This window comes from Pseudomonas putida (assembly GCF_001976065.1).
GTDB lineage: Bacteria > Pseudomonadota > Gammaproteobacteria > Pseudomonadales > Pseudomonadaceae > Aquipseudomonas > Aquipseudomonas serbica.
Map to the genome: position 1 here is coordinate 118,310 of NZ_MNAH01000009.1, position 18,810 is coordinate 137,119.

Genomic DNA, 18,810 nt, shown 5'->3' on the forward strand with positions numbered 1-18,810 from the left:
GCTGGCATACTGGGCGACTTTTCGGGCCTGGTGCCTGATCCTGCCTGCGCGCTAATGAGGTGTCCGGTGAAAAAAATCGCAGTGTTCGCCGATGTCCAGAACCTCTACTACACCGTGCGCCAGGCTTATGGTTGCCACTTCAACTATGCCGCGTTGTGGGCCGACATCAGCAAGCAAGGCGAGATCGTCGAGGCCTACGCCTACGCGATCGATCGTGGCGACAGTAAACAGCAGCAGTTCCAGCAGATCCTGCGCAACCTCGGCTTCACCGTGAAGCTCAAGCCCTATATCCAGCGCAGCGATGGCTCGGCCAAGGGCGACTGGGATGTGGGCATCACCCTCGACATCATGGACGCCGCCGACCATGTCGATGAAGTGGTACTGGCCTCCGGCGACGGTGATTTCGACATGCTGCTGGAGCGCATCATCAGCAAGCATGGCGTGCAAGCGGTGGCCTATGGGGTGCCGGGCCTGACGGCCAACTCGCTGATCCGCGCCGCCAGCCGCTATGTGCCGATCGAAGGCGCGTTGCTGCTCAAGAATTGATTTTTACGGAGTTGAAACAGGTTTGGAACGCATAGCAGTCATCGACTTTGAAACCACCGGGATCTCTCCGAGCAGCAGCTGCCGAGCCACGGAAATTGCCGTAGTGATCCTTGAGCAAGGACGCATCGTCGAGCGTTACCAGAGCCTGATGAACGCCGGCGTGCGCGTCCCGGGTTTTATCGAACAACTGACCGGTATCAGCAACGCCATGCTGCGCACCGCGCCTTCGGCCGAGCAGGTAATGAACGAGGTCAACGAGTTCGTCGGCACCACGCCTCTGCTGGCGCACAACGCGGCGTTTGACCAGAAGTTCTGGGATTTCGAGCTTGGGCGAATCAAGCGTACGCGCTTGCAGAACTTTGCCTGCTCGCTGCTACTGGCGCGTCGCCTCATGCCCGCGGCACCGAACCACAAGCTCGGCACCCTGACCGCCTTCGCCAACCTGCCCCACACCGGCAAGGCTCACCGGGCCATGGCCGATGCCGAGATGGCGGCCAACCTGATGACGCACCTGGCCGGGGAGTTACGGCAGAAACACGGATTGCGCGAGTTGTCCCATGACTTGCTGTGCACGTTGCAGAAGGTCCCGGCAGCGAAGGTGGGCGAACACCTCAAGCGCTATCGCGGATTCTGAAAGCAGCACGAATCCCCTGTGGGAGCGGGCTTGCGCGCGAAAGCGGTATGTCATTCAACATTGATGTTGACTGGACTGGCGCTTTCGCGCGCAAGCCCGCTCCCACATTTGGATCTTTTGTAACCTCGGATTTACCTGCCATTCCCTTCGATATGCCCCAACGGCACGCGCTTCTCTATCGCGCTCGACAGCACAATCGACGTCTTGCTGAAGCCAAACGTGGCAATCCGGTTGATCAGCTCTTCCAGCTCCGGCATCGAACCCACCGCCGCCTGCATGATCACGCATGGGTCACCGGTCACTCGGTGGCATTCGGTCAGCTGCGGGATCTTGATCAGGTCGTCGTAGGCTTTCTGATTGCCATGCTGGTTCAGGCGCAATTCGATCACGCACTGGATCGGCAGGCCGAGCTTGGCCATGTCGACTTTCGCCTGGTAACCGGTGATCACCCCGCTGGATTCGAGTTTGGCCACGCGTTCGGCCACGGCCGGGGCAGAGAGGTTGACCTTGCGCGCCAGGTCCGCGTAGGACGCGCGACCGTTTTCCAGCAGGGCGCTGAGCAGCATGCGGTCGTATTTGTCCATGGTCGAACTCCTCAAAATCACGTACTTTCGAAAACATGGTTTATAGCGCTGAACTCCGTGTTTTGAAAAGTGTACCGATGCTTTAAACAGGTTTTGTAACTTATTTTCCTGCACCAGCCTTTCTAAAATAGCCGTTCACTTGTCTTGCCTGTGAGCTGCCCGCCATGCCTGGTCTACGTCGTTTTCCCTTGCCGTTAATCGCTGCCTTTTTCGCGTTGTACGTGATTTGGGGCTCGACCTACCTGGTGATCCGCATCGGCGTGGAGTACTGGCCACCATTGCTGCTGGCGGGAATTCGCTTCGTGATCGCCGGGACTTTGATGTATGCCTTCCTGCGCTGGCGCGGGGCGCCGGCACCGACCTGGGCGCAATGGAAAGCCGCCGGCATCATCGGGGTGTTGCTGCTGGCTTGCGGTAATGGCGGGGTCAGCCTGGCCGAACACACGGGGGTGGCCTCCGGTGTCGCGGCACTGGCCGTGGCGACGGTGCCGCTGTTCACCCTGCTCTGTGGATATTTCTGGGGCGCGCGTAATACCCGTCTCGAATGGGCCGGGATTGCGCTCGGCATGATCGGCATTGCCATGCTCAACCTCGGCTCCAACCTGCAATCGAGTCCGCTGGGTGCGGCATTGCTGATCTTTGCCGCGGCGACATGGGCGTTCGGCTCGGTGTGGAGCAAACATTTGCCGTTGCCTCAAGGCGCCATGGCCAGTGCCGTGGAAATGCTGGTGGGCGGCGTGGTGTTGCTGATCGGTAGCGCAGTGAGCGGTGAACACCTGGAGAAGGTCCCGCCCATCGAGGGCTGGGCGGCGCTGGCGTACTTGACCGTGTTCGGTTCGATCATTGCCTTCAACGCCTACATGTACCTGCTTAAGCATGTGCGTCCGGCTGCCGCCACCAGTTATGCCTACGTCAACCCGGCGGTGGCCGTGTTGCTGGGGATCGTGTTTGTCGGAGAAACCATTGGCATCGAGGAGGCACTGGCCATGTTGGTGATCATCAGTGCCGTGGTGCTGATCGGCCTGCCGCAGTGGCGCCGTACACCGCAACGGCCAGTGGTAAAGGCTGTGCCAACAGAATCCCGTGTGAATTAGGGTAAACTGCGCGGCATTGCATCTCCTTTTGCACACTTGTTTTGAACAACCCGCGCTGAATTTTCCTACGGTATTCCCATGACTTTCGCCACCCTTGGCCTGATCGAACCCTTGCTGCGCTCCCTCGAGACGCTCGGCTACCAGACTCCGACGCCGGTTCAGGCGCAAGCCATTCCGGCAGTGCTGGCCGGTCGCGACCTGATGGCCGCTGCCCAGACCGGCACCGGTAAGACCGCCGGTTTCGCCCTGCCGCTCCTGCAGTTGCTGGCCATGGAAGGGCCGAAAGTCGCCGCCAACTCGGTGCGTGCGCTGATTCTGGTCCCGACCCGGGAGCTGGCCGAGCAGGTTCACGAAGCGGTGCGCCAATATGCCGAAAACCTGCCACTGCGCACCTACGCGGTGTACGGTGGCGTCAGCATCAACCCGCAAATGATGAAGCTGCGCAGCGGCGTCGACCTATTGGTGGCGACCCCGGGCCGCTTGCTCGACCTGTTCCGCCAGAACGCCCTGAAGTTCAATCAACTGCAAACCCTGGTACTGGACGAAGCCGATCGCATGCTCGACCTGGGTTTCTCCGAGGAACTGGCGAATATCTACAAAGCCTTGCCAAAGAAGCGCCAGACGCTGCTGTTCTCTGCCACCTTCTCCGACGACATCCGCCTGCTGGCCGGGCAGATGCTCAATGACCCGCTGAGCATCGAAGTCAGCCCGCGCAACGTCGCCGCCAATACGGTCAAGCAATGGATCGTGACCGTGGACAAGAAGCGCAAGCCGGAGCTGTTCGTGCACTTGATGCGCAAGGGCAAGTGGAAGCAAGTGCTGGTGTTCGCCAAGACCCGCAATGGCGTGGATGCGCTGGTGGAAAAACTCCAGGGCCTTGGCATCAACGCCGATGGCATCCACGGCGACAAGCCCCAGGCGACCCGTCAGCGTGCGCTGGACCGCTTCAAACTCAGCGAAGTGCAGATCCTGGTTGCCACCGACGTCGCGGCCCGGGGCCTGGACATTGAAGACCTGCCATTGGTGGTCAACTTCGATTTGCCGATCGTGGCCGAGGATTACATCCACCGCATCGGTCGTACCGGGCGTGCGGGCGCGACCGGCGAGGCGATTTCCCTGGTGTGCGCCGATGAAGTGAATCTGCTGTCAGCCATCGAGATGTTGACCCGCCAGACGCTCAAGCGTCAGAGCGAGCCGGACTTCGAACCTGAGCACCGCGTGCCGGACACCGATGCCAGTGGCCAGGTGATCAAGAAGCCGAAGAAACCGAAGAAACCCAAGGCGTCGGGTGGTGGCGGTGGTAAACGCAACCTGGGCAAGTGGGTGGACAGCGGGGAAGTGGCGCCGGCGGAGCCTTCGATCAAGCCTGTGCGCAAGGTGCCGGTGTTCAACACTGGGCCGCGTAAGCGCAAACCTTGATTAACGGCGGCGTCTGTTAAACCGCCTTCGCGAGCAAGCCCGCTCCCACACTGGATCTGTGTTGTTCACAAATCCCCTGTGGGAGCGGGCTTGCTCGCGAAGGGCGCGCCTCGCTCTTCAGCGCTTACGCTGCAACCACTCAACAATTCCTAACCCCGCCGCCCGCCCACTGGCGAAACACGCGGTCAGCAGATAGCCGCCCGTCGGCGCCTCCCAATCCAGCATCTCGCCCGCGCAGAAAACCCCGGGCATCTGCTTGAGCATCAATCGCTCATCCATCGCCTCGAACAACACACCGCCCGCGCTGCTGATGGCTTCGTCCAGCGGACGGGTTTTCACCAGTGTCATCGGCAACGCCTTGATCGCCTTGGCCAGCAATGCCATGTCGGTAAAGGTGTCGGCAGATGTCAGCTCACGCAATAGCGCCGCTTTCACCCCATCGATACCTAACTGGCTGTGCAGATGTTTAGCCATTGAGCGTGAGCCGCGCGGCTTGCTCAATGCAGCCTGGACTTTATCCACAGGTCGGCCCGGCAGTAGGTCCAGATGAATGGTCGCCGAGCCGTGCTGGTTGATCGCTTCACGGATCGGTGCCGACAAGGCGTAGATCAAGCTGCCTTCAATCCCCGTGGCGGTAATCACACATTCACCGAGCCTCGGCACGTCGTCATTGAGGCCGATGGCGATGTTTTTCAGCGGCGCGCCGGCGAACTTGCTGATCATCAAGTCGCTCCAGGCCTGCACCTCGAAGCCGCAATTGCTCGGTTGCAGCGGCGCCAGTCCTACACCTTTATTCTCCAGTGGCAGCATCCATGCGCCATCCGAACCCAGGCGCGACCAACTGCCGCCGCCGAGGGCCAGCAGGGTGGCATCGGCGTGAACGGTTTTTTCGCCGTCGGGGCTGTCGATGCGCAAACCGCCGTGATCGTCCCAACCGAGCCATCGATGACGGGTGTGGATAACTACACCACTGTCGCGCAGGCGCTTGAGCCAGGCGCGCAGCAGGGGCGCGGCCTTCATGTCGGTGGGAAAGACCCGCCCGGAGCTGCCGACAAAGGTGTCGATGCCCAGCTCATGTATCCACCGGCATAACGCATCGGCACCGAAGGCGCGCAACAGCGGCGCAATCTGCGGGGCCCTTTCGGCGTATCGCGAGAGGAATGCCGGGTAGGCTTCGGAGTGGGTGATGTTCATGCCGCCGACGCCGGCCAGGAGGAATTTGCGCCCCACCGAAGGCATGCCGTCGTACAGGTCGACCTTGATCCCGGCCTGGCTCAATACCTCAGCCGCCATCAGACCGGCGGGGCCGCCGCCGATGATGGCGACAGTAGAAGGGGAAGAGGCGGAGTGCTGGGTCATGGCGTGCGCTGCGGATCTGCGGAAGAGGGCGGGCATTCTAACAGTCCAAACCCTGTGGAGCGCTGTATTCAAGCACTGATCAAAAAACAACCGCCGCGCTGTAGCCTAGACGGCGCATGGCCTGCAGTCCCTTGCCCGCAGGTTATCCACAGGCAGTTCCACAGGCATTGTGGGTAAAGCATCCACAACTCAGTGACAGCCTGATGACTGCCAGACCCGTTGCGCGCTGTGATGGAGGATGCCGTGACGGCGGGCGAGGGCCCGGCGGTCCTTGCTGTAGCCGCCGCCGATCACGCCGACAACGGGAATATCCCGACCCAGGCAATGGCGCATGACGGCTTCATCGCGGGCGGCGACGCCTTGGTCTGTCAGCTTCAGGTAACCGAGTGCGTCGTCCTTGTGCACATCGACACCGGCGTCATACAGCACCAGGTCTGGTTGATAGAGCGGCAACAAATAGTTGAGCGCATCGTCTACCACTTTCAGGTAATCGGCATCGCCCATGCCGTTGGGGAGCGGGATGTCCCAGTCACTTTCGGCTTTGCGTGCAGGGAAGTTTTTCTCACAGTGCAGGGAAACGGTCACCGCTTCCGGTGTGTTGTGCAGGATACGTGCAGTCCCGTCGCCCTGATGTACATCGCAGTCGAAGATCAGCACACGATTCACCCGACCACTTTCCAGCAGGAAATGGCTGATCACCGCCAGGTCATTGAAGATGCAAAAACCAGCGGGGAAATCGTAATGCGCATGATGCGTACCGCCAGCCAGATGGCAGGCCAGGCCATGCTCCAGCGCCTGCTCCGCCGCCAGCAGCGAACCGCCGACCGCCCGTACCGTGCGCCGGGCCAGGGCTTCACTCCAGGGCAGGCCGAGGCGTCGCTGGTCCTCGCGGGACAAATCGCCACTCATGTAGCGTTCGATATACGAAGGGTCATGGGCGAGGGCAAGAATCTGCGGCGGGCACAACTGCGGGCGCAGCAGGTCGGCATCGCGAGTCAGGCCGCTGTCCACCAGGTGATCGCGCAGCAGGCGAAACTTGTCCATGGGGAAGCGGTGATCCGCCGGGAACTCGGGACTGTAGTCTTCGTGGTAGATCAGCGGCAGCGGCATGGTGTTTTCGTTTCGGAATGAGTGAAGGATCCTACCAGCGTTGTAGACTGGCAGCATGGAAATGGGGGAGGGGGATGATGGAGCCGATACTGGAACTGGCGAGCGCGCGGTTGCTGTTGCGGCAATGGCGTGATGGGGACTTGGCGGAATTTGCCGCGATGTGCGCCGATCCGCAGGTTATGCGTTATTTTCCGGCGCCCTTGAGCCGATCCGAAAGTGCAGCGTTGATCGGCAGGGTTCGCGACCACTTTGCCGAGCATGGCTTTGGCCTCTGGGCGCTGGAGCGCAAGGATACCGGCCAGTTCATCGGTTTTACCGGTCTGGGCGTAGTCGGTTTCGATGCGCCGTTCAGCCCGGCCATTGAAATCGGCTGGCGCCTGGCGCGCGAGCACTGGGGCCTGGGTTATGCCAGCGAAGCGGCCTGGACCGCTCTGCGCTGCGGATTTGACCGCCTGGTGCTGAGCGAAGTCGTGTCCTTTACCTCAGTCAGCAACCTGCCATCGCAGAAGGTCATGCAGGCGATCGGCATGCATCACGATCCCGCCGATGACTTCGATCATCCGCGGCTGGCCCCCGATCATCCCCTGCGCCGCCACGTGCTGTATCGCATCAGTCGTGAACAATGGCTGCAAACCTTGCATGGATAACCGAGCATGGACGTTTACAATGATCCCAATGTTGGCACTGGCCAGAAACTGAATCGACCGACGCAGCCAGGACTGCGCGGCATTGCGTTGTGTGAGGAGAGTCTGAATGAGCCAAGTGTTGGATGATCTGGTCGACCTGCTGAGCCTGGAGCCGATCGAAGAAAACCTGTTCCGTGGCCGCAGCCAGGACCTGGGCTTTCGTCAGCTGTTCGGAGGCCAGGTACTCGGGCAGTCCCTGTCGGCGGCCAGTCAGACCGTTGAAGAGGCGCGTCATGTGCATTCGATGCATGGCTATTTCTTGCGTCCGGGCGATGCCAAGTTGCCAGTGGTTTATTCCGTTGACCGGGTGCGCGACGGCGGCAGTTTCAGCACGCGTCGGGTGACGGCGATCCAGAAGGGCCAGCCGATCTTCACCTGCAGCGCTTCGTTCCAGTATGACGAAGAAGGTTTCCAGCACCAGACTGAAATGCCGCAAGTGGTCGGGCCGGAAAACCTGCCATCGGAACTGGAGCTGACCCAGCAACGCGCGCACCTGATCCCCGAGCACATGCGTGAAAAACTGCTGTGCCCGAAACCGATCGAATTTCGCCCGGTTACCGAGGAAGATCCCTACAACCCGAAAGCCAGCGATCCGGTCAAATACGTCTGGTTTCGCGCCGACGGCGCCTTGGCCGAGTCCCCGGCATTGCACAAGTACCTGCTGGCCTATGCTTCGGACTTCGGTCTGCTGACCACCTCGATGCTGCCCCACGGCAAATCGGTCTGGCACAAGGACATGCAGGTCGCCAGCCTTGACCACGCGTTGTGGTTCCACGCCGACCTGCGCGCCGATGACTGGTTGTTGTATGCGATGGACAGCCCATGGGCCGGCAATTCCCGCGGCTTCTCCCGCGGCAGCGTGTTCAACCGTGCCGGGCAACTGGTGGCCTCGGTCACTCAGGAAGGCCTGATTCGCTATCGCAAGGATTGGGCATGAGCCTGGCGGACGTACGCCATTGGGTGTTCGACATGGACGGCACCCTGACGGTGGCTGTGCATGATTTCGCGGCGATCCGTGTAGCGTTGGCGATCCCGCCTGAAGACGACATCCTGACGCATCTGGCGGCACTGCCGGCCGAAGAAGCGAACGCCAAACATGCCTGGCTGCTCGAACACGAGCGCGATCTGGCGCTGGGCTCGAAACCGGCACCGGGAGCGGTGGAGCTGGTGCGTGAATTGGCTGGTCGTGGTTATCGCCTGGGCATTCTCACGCGCAATGCCCGCGAACTGGCGCATGTCACGCTGGAAGCTATCGGCCTGGCCGACTGCTTCGCGGTGGAGGATGTGCTGGGGCGCGATGAGGCGCCACCCAAGCCGCATCCTGGCGGCTTGCTCAAGCTGGCCGAAGCCTGGAAGGTGTCGGCCAGCGAGATGGTGATGGTCGGTGATTACCGTTTTGACCTGGATTGCGGTCGCGCGGCGGGAGCCCGGACGGTGTTGGTCAACCTGCCGGACAATCCGTGGCCGGAGTTGACCGATTGGCATGCGGCGGATTGTGTCGAGTTGCGGCAGATGCTGTCGGCTTGAGCGCCCTTCGTTACGGAAACAATGCCTGCTGCCCCTGGGGCGATGTAAACATCCCTTCCCCGTTGTGCCCGACTCCGGGTACTTCAATCAGTTGCTGCTGCAACCCTTGGGGTTGCAGCCGCTTCAGATAAGCGAAGTAATAGCGCCCACGGGCCAGTCGATTCGGCCCCTGAGCCTTTGCCTCACAGGTTTTATCCAGTGCCGGATGGTTCGGATCCACGTCCTGCTGCCCCAGCAGATAAACGATGTCGCGCTTGAGGTACTTTTGCTGCAGCAGCGCGGCAGCCTGTCCTTCCGCGTAGGCCGGCAAATCTGTCAGCCCGTACTTCCAGCGGTTGAATTGTGGACAACCGGCATGACTGAAAGCCACTGGCCGACGCTCATCAAAGTAGGTGTAGGACGAGGGGTTGGCGATCACATAGCGCAGCTGCACGCCGGCGGCTTCCAGGGCCGTCTGATCCTTGCCCAGCAAGGCGTAGCGCTGAACCACTTGAGCGCCTCCCGAGTGACCGGCGATGATGATTTGCTTCACATCCGGAAACTGCTGGCGATCGCCCAGGCGGGCGATGATTTCGTCCAGCGCATCGTAGGAACTCATACGAAAGGGTGCTGTGGATTCACCGCCGGCCATCCACTCATTGCCCTGCCAGCGCAGGACGGTGTCTGCCACCTGGTGCTGTGCAACGTCGGTTTCATTGAGGAACTGCGGGGCAATCACCAGGGTCGTAGCGCCTTGCCCAGCCAGTTCGACGGCGTGCTCGCCGCTCTGCAGATAGGTTTGTGCATTGCGCAAGCGACCATGGACGATGATCAATACCCGTTCGATTTTGGCCGGGGCCCGACTGATGCCCACCGCGATTTCTCCGGATTTCAACAGCAGGCGCCCGGGACTGAGTTCCTTGACCCCATGCTCGGCGGCCTGGGACGTTGTGCATGTGAACAGTACGACTAACCACCACTTCTTCATCTACAGATTTTTCGCCGCAAAGGTATCGCACTGGCCAACCTGGCCCTGGGCGAATCCGGTTTTGAACCAGCGCACTCGTTGCGCTGACGTACCATGGGTAAACGAGTCAGGCACCACACGGCCCTGGCCTTGTTGCTGCAAGCGATCGTCGCCAATGGCGTTCGCCGCGTTTAGCGCTTCTTCAATATCGCCGGGTTCCAGCCAGTTCAGACGCTTCTGCGCATTGTTGGCCCAGACCCCGGCCAGGCAGTCGGCTTGCAACTCCTGGCGCACCAGCAAGCCGCCATCGCCTTCCATCTGCCGGCCCTGCTGGCGGGCAGCCTGGATCTTCGCCGAAACACCGAGCAAGGTTTGTACATGGTGTCCGACTTCGTGAGCGATCACGTAGGCCTGGGCGAAATCGCCCGCGGCAGCAAAGCGTTGGGACATTTCCTGGAAGAAGCCCATGTCCAGGTAAACCTTCTGGTCTGCGGGGCAATAGAAGGGACCGGTCGCCGAGGTGGCCAGTCCGCAGGCCGAATTGACCCGGTTGCTGAACAGCACCAGGGTCGGATCCTTATATTGCCGGTCCGCCTGCTGGAAAATCTGGCGCCAGGTATCCTCGGTATCGCCGAGAATCGAGCGGACGAACTCGGCCCCTTCATCATTGGCCGGTGGCGCCTTGCGCGTTTGGGTCGTGGTCGGCGCCGATTGTTCACCCATCTGCCCGGTCAATTGTCCGAGAATCTGCAGCGGATCCTGGCCGGTGATCCAGCCGATGCCTACGATCAGCAGGATCGCCGTCAGGCTCAGGCCCTTGCCGCCACCAAAACGCATCCCGCCGCCACCGCCGCCGACATCATCGCCACGGGCATCGACCACGTTGTCGCTGCGTCGGCCTTTTTTCCATAGCATGTGGGAATCCTCTGATGTTGCGGGTAAAGAACCGTGCGATGAGTGTTGCTGCTGAGTAGGAGCGGCGCCAGTCCGGTCGTCAGACAGCCGGGAGCGACGGCGGTTCTATCCAGGCCGCGAGATTGGAGGCCTCATTGACGGGCGGGTATCACAGGGCCTCGGCGGTGAAGGTGTCACAGGACTCCGGCAGGCCTGTGGCAAATCCTGTCTTGAACCAGTTCACGCGCTGGCGGGAAGTGCCGTGGCTGAAGGTCTCTGGTCGAACCTGGGCATTTCGCGAACTTTGCAGATGGTCGTCACCAAACATTGCCGCGGCATGCAGGGCGGCATCAATATCACCCGGCTCCAGCCAGTCCAGGCGTTGTTGTGCATGGTGCGCCCAGACGCCGGCCAGGCAATCGGCCTGCAACTCTGCGCGAACCTCCAGTCCACCGTCGCCGCTGACGGGTTGGCGCTCGAGCAAGGCTTTTTCGAAGGATTCGGAAAGCCCCAGTTCCAGCTGCACATGATGTCCGATTTCGTGAGCAATGATGTAGGCCCGCGCGAAGTCACCGACCACTGCAAACTGCTGTTCCAGTTTGCTGAAAAACTCGAGGTCGAGATACACCTGCTGATTGCTCGGGCAATAGAACGGGCCGCTGCTGGAACTGGCGAAACCACAGCCCGAGACGACGCCGTTGTCGAACAGCGTCAGGGTGGGTTGCGGATAGTGTCGGCCCATTTGCGAAAACAATTGCTGCCATGTGTCTTCGGTGTCGCCCAGCACCGACTGCACAAACATCAGTTGCAGATCTTCCTGCGGCTCGACCGATGGGTGAGGAAGGGGACGGTTCAAGGTGTACGAGGGGGCGATCGGAGTGACGTCTGTTGGTGTGTCCAGTGTTGAATAAAGTCCCGCACTGGCCAGGGCGACGGCGGCCATTCCGGCAGCCAGTGTTGTCCCCGTAAGCATGCGGGCGTCCTTGCCCTCACGTGTGTCGTTCACGTTTTTGCTGCGTCTTGCCTTGGTCCATTGCATGTTGACGGTCTCTCATAGATTGATGGGGCGTGTAGCGCCGGGTCTATGAATAACCGCACTGGCAAAGGCGTGTGGGTGAAATGTGTAAGGTTTGGTAAGCCACAGTCATTGCGACAGGTGTCGTACATGAAAAGTGGCCTTTTCGCGGTTAACGATCGAACGCGTCCCACACGGGCGCAAAGTCCGGACTGACTTGACGCTCGCGTTTGGACAAGCCCGCAATCAGCGCCCGATCCTGATCATCCAGGTTGACAGTGAACGCTGCCAGGTTGGCCAGTTGGTTGGCCTCGCTGCTGGCTTTGGGGATGGCGGCCACGTTCGGTTGATCCAGCAGCCACTTGAGTGCGACCTGGGTCGGCAATACCCCATGCTTGACGGCGATTTGCTGGATAGCCGGAATGTCCGAGACCTTGTTGCGTGCCAGCGGCGAATAAGCCGTCAGTGCCAGGTCGTGCCGGCGGGCGTAGTCCAGCAGCGCATTTTGTCCGAGCAGCACGTGGTACTCGACCTGAATGGCTGACAGTGGTGCGCCCAGTTCCTCGACGACTTTACGCAGCAGGGGCAGCGGAAAATTCGCCACGCCGATGTTGCGCGCCAACCCCTGTTCCTTGAATGACACCAGGGTTTCGATCGTCCTTGGCAAGTCCCAATCGGTGCTGGGCCAATGGATCATGAAGAGGTCGATGTAATCACTGTGCAAAGCCTTGAGGCTGCGGTCCATGGAATAGCGCATGGCGTCGGGTTGCAGCTGGTCCCACCAGACTTTGCTGGTGACGTGGATCTGTTCACGGGGTGTATGACTGTTCACCAGTGCCTGACCGACAGCGTCCTCGTTGTTGTAGGCCGCCGCGGTATCGATGTGTCGATAACCCAGCGCCAAGGCTTGTTCCACGGCTCGGGTGCATGCTTCACCGAGCATTGGCCAGGTGCCGAGGCCGAGCTTGGGCATGTTCAAGCCCTGGGCATTAACGATGTGCTGCATGGTCGATCTCCTTTTCATAAGCGGTGACGCCGGCGATATGGCGTGCGGCGATGTAGCCGAACGTCAGCGCCGGCCCAAGGTTGATGCCGCCGGCGGGGTAGTGGCCGCCCATGATGCTGGCCATGTCGCCTCCCGCCGCGTACAGGCCACTGATGGCCTGCCCTGAGTCGTCGAGGACTTGGGCATGGTGATTGACCTTGAGCCCGGCGAAGGTGCCAAAACAGCCCGGTTCGACTTTCACGGCATAGAACGGCCCCTGCTCAATCGGTGCGACGCAAGGATTGGGCTGGTGGAGAGCATCACCCTGTTTGCGGTTGTAGGGCGTTGAACCACGGCCGAACTGAGGATCCTGGCCGTTGCGAGCGTGTCGGTTGTAGTCCGCCACGGTGGTGCGCAAGCCGTTAGGGTCGATACCGCAGGCCTGTGCCAATTCCTCCAGGGTCTTGCCGGTTTTCAGGTAACCACTGCGGATAAAGGATGACAGCGGTACCGGAAACGGCCGGGAAATACCCAGGCCATATCGTCGCTGAAAGCCATGGCTGCAGATCAGCCAGGAGGCCACTTCTTCGTCGGGCGGGGCGCTGGCGACCATGGCCGTCACATAGTCGTAGTACCCGTTGGCTTCGTTGACGAAGCGCTGGCCGTTACTCAGCACGCCGATGATCCCCGGCTTGCCGCGTTCGATGATGTGCGGGAAGTGGCCGCTGCTGCCATCCTGGTAGGGCACGCGTGAAACGGGCGCCCAGGCGACAGGCGATGCCTGGTTGGTGTCGACTCGGGCCCCGACACTCTCGCCCAGCCGCAGACCATCGCCGGACACGCCCAGGGGCGGAAGTGCCAGGTGTTCGTGTCCGGTCGGTGTGCGCGGGAACAGGGCCTTGCGTCGTTCGATGTCATTGGCGAAGCCGCCGGCCGCGAGCACCACCGCCCTGCGAGCCTTGATGCGAATCGAACCTTTGGCGGTGTGAACGACCGCGCCCTTTACCTGATTGTTCTCGCGCAGCAACTCAGTGACCGGTGCCGACTCCCACAACAACACGCCAAGATCGTCGGCGGATTTCGCCAGGCGTGCCACCAGCGCCACGCCGTTGACCAGTTGCATCGCCCGACCATGCACGGCGAGGTCGAGCAAATGGCGAGTAAAGCGTTTTGTAACGTGCCAGGCTGCCGACCACGAGCGGGTCAGGTTGAGAAACGCGGTGAGGTCGGCGCCCGCCATGATCGGCATGCCCATGAAGGCTGTTTCGCGCATGGTTTTGCGCAAGCGCTTGAGCAGCCTGCCCACGTTGCGTGCGTCATAGGGGGCGGCGATCACTGAACGCCCACCCGTACCGGCGCCCGGCGTGTCGCCATGAATGTCGGCAATTGCGTTGCCGTCGGCGAATTGCAGCGAGGTGTGTTGTTCGAAGAACGCCACCATGCGAGGAGCGGCCTCAAGGAAGGCATCGATCATCGCCGGGTCATACCGATCACCCAATTCGTGTTTCAAGTAAGTGCGTGGTTGTTCAACGTCTTCGACGATGCCGGCCCGCCGGGCCAGGGGATTGCACGGTACCCATGCCCAGCCACCGGACCAGGCGGTGGCGCCGCCCAACACCGGGTCTTTTTCTACCACTATCACCTTCAGGCCATGCCATGCCGCTGTCACGGCGGTTGCCAGCCCGGCCGCGCCGGAGCCGACGATCAGTACATCACAGTCGATGTCGGGAAGGGCTTGGGCAGGCATGTGTGAACTCCGGTATTGGTTTTTTGGAATCTGATTCCAGAAAATATAAGAGTCCTGGTATGAGCCGGCAAGACGATACCGATCAAAACGGGCGATTATCGGACGATCAGTTCCAGATTTCGCATTACTCAGGTTGTCTTCTAGAATCGAGCAAATTTTGCGTGGATACCCCCATGGCCGGCAGTCAGATCGAACGTGTTTTCAGTGTGCTTGAAAGCCTCACCAGCGACCCTCGTGGCCTGCCGATGCAGGTGCTGGCGGAGCAATTGGGTATCCCCAAGAGTGCCACCCACCGCCTGCTTGCAGAGCTGATCCGGCTCGGCTATGTGCGGCAGAATCCGGAGAACTTGCGTTATCACTTGTCGACCCGCCTGGTGGCGATGGGTTTCCGTTATCTGTCGAGCAGCGGTGCCGATATCGTGCAGCCGGTGCTCGACCGGCTGGCGCAGGAAACCGGCGAACTGGTGCGCCTGGGGGTCATTGAAGGCGAGCGCCAGACCTGGATCGCCAAGTCCCAGGGAGCTCGTTCCGGCCTGCGTTACGACCCGGACATGGGCCGTGATGCGCCGCTGTTCTACACCGCCTCGGGGCATGCCTGGCTGGCCAGCATGAGCGATGCCGAAGCCTTGTCGCTAGTGGAACGCCAGGCGGCGGACCGGCCATTGGAGCTGGGCCCGAATGCCCCGAGGTCCAATATTGAACTGCTGGAACGCCTGCGCCTGGCGCGGGAGCAGGGCTATGCCTGTGTCGAGGAAAGTTCGGCGGTGGGCACCTCGGCGATTGCTGCGGTGGTGCGCCATCCCGGTGATGGCCGGGTGATCGGCGTGCTCAGCATCGCCGGGCCGAGTGCGCGGATGCCGGGGGCGCGGTTGCATGAACTGGCGCCGTTACTGTTGGCGTTTACCGATGAGTTGTCGGCGGCGAGTCTGGCGTCGGAGTTATTCTCCTAAATCCCATGTGGGAGTGGGCTTGCTCGCGAAGAGGGCGTGTCAGTCGACATCGAAATTGCATGACACACCGCTTTCGCGAGCAAGCCCGCTCCCACCTATCAGTTGGTGGTGAGCTTGCTAAAGCTGTGCGCTGTTCGAACACTTTCAATGCGCGTCTGTGTAAGAATCTGGAACCAGGTTCTAAATTGTTGAAATTCACCTTCCAACAATAACCACAAGAGGACCGCACCTTGAGTTCACCACTGCGTATAGCCCTGATCGGTGCTGGCATCATGGGCCAGCAGCACTACCAGCATCTGAAAACCCTGACTGAAGCGACCTTGTGCGCTGTGGCCGACCCCGGTCCGCAAGCGCCGAGCCTCGCCAAGGAATGGGGCGTGGGATATTTCGCCGATCATCGTCAGATGCTGGATCAGGCGAAGCCAGAGGCCGTCATTATCGCCAACCCCAATGCGCTGCATGTAAGCACTGCGCTCGATTGCCTGGCTGCCGGTGTGCCTGTGTTGCTGGAAAAGCCGGTGGGTGTGCACCTGGATGAGGCCCGTGAGCTGGTGGCTGCCTCGAAGTCGAGCGGCGTCGCGGTGTTGGTCGGTCATCATCGACGCCACAACCCGTTGATCGCCCGCGCCCATGAGCGGGTCCACAGCGGCGCGTTGGGCCGGTTGAGCACCGTCACTGCGCTCTGGCAGCTGCGCAAACCCGATAGTTATTTCGAAACGGCCTGGCGCCGCGAGCCCGGTGCGGGCATGTTGTTGACCAACCTGATCCACGACCTCGACCTGCTCCGTCATCTGTGCGGTGAAGTCCGCCAGGTGCAGGCCATCACCAGCAATGCCGTGCGCGGGTTTGCCAACGAGGATTGCGCGGCCGTGTTGCTGCAATTCGACAATGGTGCGCTGGGCAGTCTGACCGGGTCCGATGCGGTGGCGGCACCCTGGAGTTGGGAACTGGGCTCCGGGGAGAACCCGGTGTATCCACGCCAGGCCGACCAACCGTGCTATTTGCTGGCGGGAACCGCCGGGGCGCTCAGCATCCCGCAGCTCAAGCACTGGCACTACACGCAAGCGGACGGCGGATGGCATCAACCGCTGGCGGTGACCAACGAACCGTTCAGTGACGAACCCGCGCTGCGCTTGCAGTTGCAGCACTTCGTGCGCGTTGCGCGCGGGGAGGTCGAACCGCTGGTGAGCGCCGCCGATGCAGCGCGCACCCTGGCGCTGGTCGAGGCGATTCGCCAGGCCGCTGAAACCGGTCGCGCCTGCGCACCGGCCTTGATCGAGGATTGAGCATGAGTGAACGAATCTTTTCCCTGGCCAGTCTGACAGTGCTGGAATTGTCACCGCCGGACATGGTCGAGGTCGCTGCGCGGGCCGGTTACAGTCATGTCGGTTTGCGCCTGATACCAGCGACGCCGCAGGAGCACCATTTCGCGCTGGTGGCGGATGCCGATTTGCGGCGCCAGACCCTGGAGCGCCTGCGTGATACCGGCATACGTGTCCTGGATGTTGAAATCCTGCGGCTGAAACCGGACACCGTGGTTGCCGAATTCGAGCACGTGCTGGCAGTGGGAGCCGAGTTCGGTGCCAGTGAATTGCTGGTGGCCGGCAACGATCCTGACGAGCAGCGGCTGACGGAAAACTTCGCCAGGCTGTGTGATCTGGCGGCGCCATACGGGCTACACCCGCACCTGGAGTTCATGCCCTGGACCGACGCACGCGATCTGCAGCAAGCGGTGCGCATCGTTGAACGGGCAGAGCGTGCAAACGCGGCGGTGCTGGTCGACGCTTTTCACTTCGATCGCTCCGGCTCGCGGCTGGAAGATCTGGCCAGGGTCGACCCCTCGCGGTTACGGTATGCGCAGTTGTGCGACGTGGCGGGGGCCAGGCCTGCAGACATGGCAGAGATCTTGCGGCAGGCGCGTAATGAGCGGCGTTTTCCCGGCGATGGTGATTGTGATCTGCCGGGGCTGTTGCAATGTTTGCCGGCTAACATTCCATTGAGCCTGGAAATTCCCACCGTGCAACTGCTGGAGCAGGGCGTGAGTGGGCTGGATCGGGCGCAGATGGCATTGAGCAAAACCCGTGAATTGCTGGCGCGGCTGACATAGGTCCCGCAAGGCTTTTGACTATGAGAAAGGAACCCCATGACCGTCAGCACTCCGCTTTCCGGCGTCAATCAGCCCTTCAAAGGGATCCTGCTGATCGTTGTCGCAACCTTCCTGTTTTCCAGCCATGACGCCCTGTCGAAGTACCTTTCCGGGTTCTATCCGATTGTCATGGTGGTCTGGGCGCGTTATGTGGTGCACACCCTGCTCATGGCCGGGATATTCCTGCCGCAGTCCGGGCTGCGGGTGCTGCGTACCAAGCGGCCGTTGCTGCAACTGATTCGCGCCTTGTGCCTGCTGGGCACCAGCCTGTTTTTTACCACGGGTCTGATGTACATCCCGCTGGCGGAGGCGACGTCGGTGAACTTCCTGGCGCCGGTGCTGGTAACCGCGCTGTCGGTACCGTTGCTGGGGGAGAAAGTCACCCGTGGCCAATGGCTGGCGGTGATTTGCGGTTTTATCGGGGTGCTGATCATCGTTCACCCCGGGGGGGATTTGTTCACCCCGGCGGTGTTGCTGCCGCTGTGCTCGGCGTTGTTTTTCTGCTTCTACCAACTGCTGACCCGCAAGCTCAGTGAGATCGACAGCCCGACCACCAGCAACTTCTTCGCCGGGCTGTGCAACACCCTGGTCATGAGTGCGCTGGTGCCATTCTTCTGGCAGGTGCCGACCTTGCTGCATGGCGCAATGATGCTGGCGCTGGGCGCCTGCGGGATGACGGCGCACCTGTTTCTGACCCAGGCCTTCCGCCATGCGGCGCCAGCCTTGCTGGCGCCTTTCAGTTATTGCCAGATTGTGTTTGCGGGTCTACTGGGCTGGTTGCTGTTTTCCCACACGCCGACCCTGACCACCGTCGTCGGGATCGCCGTGATTTGCTGCAGTGGCCTGGCGGCGGCATGGCAACAAAGCCGGCGCTGAAGTCACTCAGAACCTGAAACGCAGCACCAGGTTTTGCCAGTGCAATCCCGGGCTGTTCGGCAATCGACAGGGTTTGGGCGACGCGCTGACTGTTGACATGCATCGCCAGCACCACACTCTCGGTATCGCCCTGGACGCGGCCGATCATCTGTTCAATTTCCCGGGTCGATCGCGGCATTGAGCGCCAGCAGGTTGGTCAGCTCGGCGATGGCGAATCACGTCCAGCACCTTGCCGATTTCCCGGTATTGCTCGGCCAGGGTTTTTGCACCTGTTGCAGGGACGTGCCGGCAT

General features: G+C 61.3%; 19 protein-coding genes and 1 pseudogene. 11 read left to right on the top strand and 9 right to left on the bottom strand.

The features are described 5' to 3' along the window. Positions 1-54 precede the first annotated feature (54 nt). Both BKX96_RS25765 and BKX96_RS25770 read left to right on the top strand, forming a co-directional pair. Positions 55-546, top strand: a complete 492-nt coding sequence (locus tag BKX96_RS25765) for a LabA-like NYN domain-containing protein (RefSeq protein WP_178134372.1) — start codon at positions 55-57, stop codon at positions 544-546. 22 nt (positions 547-568) lie between these two features. Next, the gene (locus BKX96_RS25770; RefSeq protein WP_046815777.1) at positions 569-1,180 is read left to right on the top strand and encodes a 3'-5' exonuclease; all 612 of its coding nucleotides are present in this window, start codon (positions 569-571) and stop codon (positions 1,178-1,180) included. A 131-nt stretch (positions 1,181-1,311) separates the two neighbouring features. On the opposite strand, the gene BKX96_RS25775 is transcribed toward BKX96_RS25770, so the two are convergent. Further along, complete coding sequence (locus BKX96_RS25775) at positions 1,312-1,764, bottom strand: Lrp/AsnC family transcriptional regulator (protein WP_046815776.1); 453 nt, start codon at positions 1,762-1,764, stop codon at positions 1,312-1,314. A gap of 164 nt (positions 1,765-1,928) precedes the next feature. Here BKX96_RS25775 and yedA point away from each other — a divergent pair, with 164 nt between their 5' ends. Both yedA and rhlE1 read left to right on the top strand, forming a co-directional pair. Continuing rightward, positions 1,929-2,858, top strand: coding sequence for a drug/metabolite exporter YedA (gene yedA / locus BKX96_RS25780; RefSeq protein ID WP_077185823.1), 930 nt, complete (start codon positions 1,929-1,931; stop codon positions 2,856-2,858). Between the two features lie 78 nt (positions 2,859-2,936). Further along, the gene (gene rhlE1, locus BKX96_RS25785; protein WP_077185824.1) at positions 2,937-4,277 is read left to right on the top strand and encodes an RNA helicase RhlE1; all 1,341 of its coding nucleotides are present in this window, start codon (positions 2,937-2,939) and stop codon (positions 4,275-4,277) included. A 117-nt stretch (positions 4,278-4,394) separates the two neighbouring features. Here rhlE1 and BKX96_RS25790 read toward each other — a convergent pair whose 3' ends face one another. Both BKX96_RS25790 and BKX96_RS25795 read right to left on the bottom strand, forming a co-directional pair. Next, positions 4,395-5,636 (bottom strand): TIGR03862 family flavoprotein, encoded by a 1,242-nt coding sequence (locus BKX96_RS25790; RefSeq protein ID WP_179092182.1) that lies wholly within the window; start codon positions 5,634-5,636, stop codon positions 4,395-4,397. 189 nt (positions 5,637-5,825) lie between these two features. Then, positions 5,826-6,746, bottom strand: coding sequence for a histone deacetylase family protein (locus tag BKX96_RS25795; protein WP_046815772.1), 921 nt, complete (start codon positions 6,744-6,746; stop codon positions 5,826-5,828). Between the two features lie 77 nt (positions 6,747-6,823). Between BKX96_RS25795 and BKX96_RS25800 the strand changes: the two genes are divergently transcribed. The 3 genes from BKX96_RS25800 to BKX96_RS25810 all read left to right on the top strand — a co-directional run bounded on the left by BKX96_RS25800 (position 6,824) and on the right by BKX96_RS25810 (position 8,959). Beyond that, a complete protein-coding gene (locus BKX96_RS25800) occupies positions 6,824-7,393 on the top strand; it encodes a GNAT family N-acetyltransferase (RefSeq protein ID WP_046815915.1) in 570 nt (189 codons plus the stop codon). Between the two features lie 106 nt (positions 7,394-7,499). Continuing rightward, positions 7,500-8,369, top strand: a complete 870-nt coding sequence (tesB, locus tag BKX96_RS25805) for an acyl-CoA thioesterase II (RefSeq protein WP_046815771.1) — start codon at positions 7,500-7,502, stop codon at positions 8,367-8,369. Further along, positions 8,366-8,959, top strand: coding sequence for an HAD family hydrolase (locus BKX96_RS25810; RefSeq protein ID WP_077185826.1), 594 nt, complete (start codon positions 8,366-8,368; stop codon positions 8,957-8,959). Before tesB ends, BKX96_RS25810 begins: the two co-directional genes overlap by 4 nt. A 10-nt stretch (positions 8,960-8,969) precedes the next feature. Here BKX96_RS25810 and BKX96_RS25815 read toward each other — a convergent pair whose 3' ends face one another. From BKX96_RS25815 to BKX96_RS25835, 5 genes are all read right to left on the bottom strand, one after another. After that, positions 8,970-9,926: an alpha/beta fold hydrolase gene (locus BKX96_RS25815; protein ID WP_077185827.1), complete on the bottom strand. Its 957-nt coding sequence runs from the start codon at positions 9,924-9,926 to the stop codon at positions 8,970-8,972. Beyond that, positions 9,927-10,820, bottom strand: a complete 894-nt coding sequence (gene ypfJ, locus BKX96_RS25820; protein WP_046815768.1) for a KPN_02809 family neutral zinc metallopeptidase — start codon at positions 10,818-10,820, stop codon at positions 9,927-9,929. It lies immediately after the preceding gene. Positions 10,821-10,968: 148 nt separating this feature from the next. Further along, entirely contained in the window at positions 10,969-11,838 is an 870-nt protein-coding gene (gene ypfJ / locus BKX96_RS25825) for a KPN_02809 family neutral zinc metallopeptidase (RefSeq protein ID WP_046815767.1), read from the bottom strand. A gap of 148 nt (positions 11,839-11,986) precedes the next feature. After that, positions 11,987-12,820 (bottom strand): aldo/keto reductase, encoded by an 834-nt coding sequence (locus tag BKX96_RS25830; protein WP_077185828.1) that lies wholly within the window; start codon positions 12,818-12,820, stop codon positions 11,987-11,989. Further along, entirely contained in the window at positions 12,804-14,546 is a 1,743-nt protein-coding gene (locus tag BKX96_RS25835) for an FAD-dependent oxidoreductase (protein ID WP_077185829.1), read from the bottom strand. The genes BKX96_RS25830 and BKX96_RS25835 overlap by 17 nt, the downstream gene beginning before the upstream one ends. Before the next feature lie 173 nt (positions 14,547-14,719). Between BKX96_RS25835 and BKX96_RS25840 the strand changes: the two genes are divergently transcribed. The 4 genes from BKX96_RS25840 (at position 14,720) to BKX96_RS25855 (ending at position 18,518) form a co-directional block, all read left to right on the top strand. Next, entirely contained in the window at positions 14,720-15,496 is a 777-nt protein-coding gene (locus BKX96_RS25840) for an IclR family transcriptional regulator (protein WP_046815764.1), read from the top strand. A 230-nt stretch (positions 15,497-15,726) separates the two neighbouring features. After that, entirely contained in the window at positions 15,727-16,782 is a 1,056-nt protein-coding gene (locus tag BKX96_RS25845) for a Gfo/Idh/MocA family protein (RefSeq protein WP_046815763.1), read from the top strand. A 2-nt stretch (positions 16,783-16,784) separates the two neighbouring features. Continuing rightward, positions 16,785-17,603 carry a sugar phosphate isomerase/epimerase family protein gene (locus tag BKX96_RS25850; protein ID WP_046815762.1) on the top strand — a complete coding sequence of 273 codons (819 nt, stop codon included), beginning with the start codon at positions 16,785-16,787 and terminating at the stop codon, positions 17,601-17,603. A gap of 36 nt (positions 17,604-17,639) precedes the next feature. After that, entirely contained in the window at positions 17,640-18,518 is an 879-nt protein-coding gene (locus tag BKX96_RS25855) for a DMT family transporter (RefSeq protein WP_046815761.1), read from the top strand. A 164-nt stretch (positions 18,519-18,682) separates the two neighbouring features. Here BKX96_RS25855 and BKX96_RS33640 read toward each other — a convergent pair. After that, positions 18,683-18,755: pseudogene (locus BKX96_RS33640) on the bottom strand (hypothetical protein); the annotation flags it as partial. Positions 18,756-18,810 lie beyond the last annotated feature (55 nt).